This is a genomic window from Virgibacillus sp. AGTR (assembly GCF_016919725.2).
GTDB classification, from domain to species: domain Bacteria; phylum Bacillota; class Bacilli; order Bacillales; family Amphibacillaceae; genus Virgibacillus; species Virgibacillus salarius.
This window is the reverse complement of record NZ_JAJERH010000141.1, coordinates 1-2,558: the sequence shown is the minus strand read 5'-3', so window position 1 is coordinate 2,558 and position 2,558 is coordinate 1. Positions and strand designations below refer to the sequence as shown.

The following is a 2,558-nucleotide window of genomic DNA, read 5'->3' as shown; positions in this document are numbered from 1 at the left end:
ACTCAAATAGACACAAAAGTTAGCTTTACTTTATTTCCAATATAATCCATTATTGAATTGATTACTTAAATAAATAGTACTGGGAGGAAAAAATGAAAAGAAGGACCAAAATAATGCTATCTATTTTAGTAACAGTGCTAATCATATTAATTTTAATGCCTCCCCTTTCACCAGTTTATTTCAATGATTCTTCAGAAAAAGGAGCCATAAGACACGAAATTTATAAAATGGGATACCCATACCAAAGCTATTTCACAATCCTTCAGAAAAGGGAGAGTGACAAATCATCAGGAAGCCTTTATTCTTTGATGTTATTCAATGCTTGGAAAAGTGAAACTGGTCAAACTCCGTATCTCTGTTATTCGAAGAAGGTAACAGAGGGCGAATACAAGGTTAATTGTGGAACAGCACCTTAAAACGAAAAAGTAGACCCCACGGTCCTGCTTTTCTTACTTGATTATGTAATTATTAATGCCGGGATGCCAATAAGCCATGACTTCAAAGGCTTCATTTACCACCTCATCGTCTTCCTCATCAATGGTTCAGCTCTTTATGAATATCCTTCAAAATGCCTGCTCCTTTTTGTTCATTTTATTACGGCATAATTACTATATCTTTACCATCCGAAAATTTTATAAAAGCTTTACTTATAGTAGTATGATAAGCGACCGCTCCGCTATATCTATCCCCATTATTAAAATTACATGATTTTTTCTTTTTACAAGTTTTTGATAAAGTTTTGTTGTAAACTTTATGCAATACATTAATTCCTCCGTTATAACCATAAGCTGTATGACTTAATGTATTCTTTATACTACTTGGTGTTTTTGAAGAAGTTACCTTCGTAGTAAAGTTTCCACTAAACTTCCCATATGTAAGTCCTGTAGATGCAGATATAGAACCAGAAAGAGAAGCTTTATGTTTTCCATTTTTTCCTGATCCCGAGATTTTTTTTGTTCTAAATAATTGTATAGATCCTACTTGTTCTGGAACACTCCCATATTCTTCAATAAACTGACTATCTTCCTTGCTTAACATATCTCCCACATCATATTTACTATCAATCTCTAATAACTTTTGTTCAATATCTGATTGACTTAATTCACTAGTCTTATCAGACGAAACTTGTCCTTCTCTTTGTTCTGCAAATGCAGGCTGTACTACTAAAAATAATGCAAAAAACGCAACTGCTAAGATAAAAATTTTTTTCATCTTTCTAACCTAACCCCCATGCTGTTTTTTTACTTCTTTAAATCTAAAATATGATGTATAATTCTAGTATAATTTATTTAACAAATATTAGCAATCTCAACAATGGAGGTTTAAACCATGCTTACTCAGTTTAATTGGCCAGTCATTTTTATTATGATCTTAATTATTGCACTTGTTGCTTATGGTGTTTTTAAAGCAGTAAAAACAATTACTAACAAGTAATTACAGGATGAAAAAGTGAGTTTTTTAACTCACTTTTTCATCATATAGATTTGAATCTAGCTCTCTTCCCTTGACTTTAACTCTTTAGCAAGTTTATAAAATGTAGTCTTAGATACTTTAGAACGATCAATAGCCTCAACAGCTGTAATCTTATTGTTAATCCATAAATCATAGGCTTGTTTCACCTCAGGTGTAACCTTAGCTTTTGGCCGTCCTAAGTGTCTTCCTTTGGCTTTTGCTTCTTCTATTCCTTCATCCTGCCTTGTTTTAATATCCAACCTTTCTTTTTCGGCAAACGCAGCTAATACCGTTAAAATCACTTTTTGGATAGCTTGTTTTATTATATCGTCCTCTTCGTCAGATGTATTAATCATTGGTTCTTTTAAGAATTTTAATTGCACTCCATTTTCTACAAACCACTCATATTCCTTTAATGTTTCATTCATAGATCTACCCATCCTGGTAATAGTGGAAAATATAGAGGTCGAGTCAAAAAGTATCATTCGAAACATGAAGGCATTAACTATGCTGTAGAGTTTTACAAAGAGGAAAACATGACAGTGAAAAAAATTTGTAAGATCACAAATGTATCAAGGTCAGCTTTGTACAGAAAACTGTCTGAAGATAGGTAAAAGAAACCAACTACACAAAAAAGTAAATATTTACCAGAGTGGACCCTCAATCCACGAATCGTTTCCGTACCCCTACCTGGGCTAAATTAGATAAAAAGGAAGGAAGTTTAGAGTCTATTATCTTATAAAATGTTACGTATCTGGAATGATATTGATGCTGTCAAAAAGGATAAAGTTGGTAAGTGTATTGGAAGAAGAGTTATAGGCAGTGGAAAAAATGGTAATTAATTTAAGTAAGTAAAGCAATTATAATTGTATAGACTTGTGTATAAAAAGGTGGAAATTAATATGCTTAATATATCTAGGGGGATTTTTCTGATTCTAGGTTATGCTATAATCATTCTTATCGTTTCAACCATTTGGACTGAATTTAATATACGTCCACCAGAATCTGGACCTTTACCTGTAGGAATATTACATAAAATGGGGATAGAGATAAGATACGCACTTTTAATAGGTTTGTTTTGTTTTATAATATCTATTATATTAACT

At 32.1% G+C, this 2,558-nt stretch carries 4 protein-coding genes and 2 pseudogenes; 3 read left to right on the top strand and 3 right to left on the bottom strand.

Going from position 1 to position 2,558, the window contains the following annotated elements; all coding sequences use genetic code 11:
• Positions 1–92 precede the first annotated feature (92 nt).
• The gene (locus tag JUJ52_RS22765; RefSeq protein ID WP_228089226.1) at positions 93–416 is read left to right on the top strand and encodes a hypothetical protein; all 324 of its coding nucleotides are present in this window, start codon (positions 93–95) and stop codon (positions 414–416) included.
• Between the two features lie 33 nt (positions 417–449).
• Here the strand turns inward: JUJ52_RS22765 and JUJ52_RS22760 are convergent.
• The 3 genes and pseudogenes from JUJ52_RS22760 to JUJ52_RS22750 form a co-directional block, all read right to left on the bottom strand.
• Positions 450–573, bottom strand: a pseudogene (locus tag JUJ52_RS22760) (protein rep); the annotation flags it as partial.
• A gap of 21 nt (positions 574–594) precedes the next feature.
• The gene (locus JUJ52_RS22755; protein WP_121605956.1) at positions 595–1,212 is read right to left on the bottom strand and encodes a hypothetical protein; all 618 of its coding nucleotides are present in this window, start codon (positions 1,210–1,212) and stop codon (positions 595–597) included.
• Positions 1,213–1,490: 278 nt separating this feature from the next.
• Positions 1,491–1,880 (bottom strand): recombinase family protein, encoded by a 390-nt coding sequence (locus JUJ52_RS22750; RefSeq protein WP_255637852.1) that lies wholly within the window; start codon positions 1,878–1,880, stop codon positions 1,491–1,493.
• A gap of 24 nt (positions 1,881–1,904) precedes the next feature.
• Between JUJ52_RS22750 and JUJ52_RS22745 the strand changes: the two are divergent.
• Positions 1,905–2,066, top strand: a pseudogene (locus JUJ52_RS22745) (helix-turn-helix domain-containing protein); the annotation flags it as partial.
• Positions 2,067–2,354: 288 nt separating this feature from the next.
• The coding region (locus tag JUJ52_RS22740) for a hypothetical protein (protein WP_228089225.1) at positions 2,355–2,558 on the top strand (204 nt) is incomplete at its 3' end.

Excerpts from the sequence above, each read along its gene's own strand:
- JUJ52_RS22765 (WP_228089226.1), top strand. The coding sequence starts at position 93 with ATGAAAAGAAGGACCAAAATAATGCTATCTATTTTAGTAACAGTGCTA.
- JUJ52_RS22755 (WP_121605956.1), bottom strand. The coding sequence starts at position 1,212 with ATGAAAAAAATTTTTATCTTAGCAGTTGCGTTTTTTGCATTATTTTTA.
- JUJ52_RS22750 (WP_255637852.1), bottom strand. The coding sequence starts at position 1,880 with ATGAATGAAACATTAAAGGAATATGAGTGGTTTGTAGAAAATGGAGTG.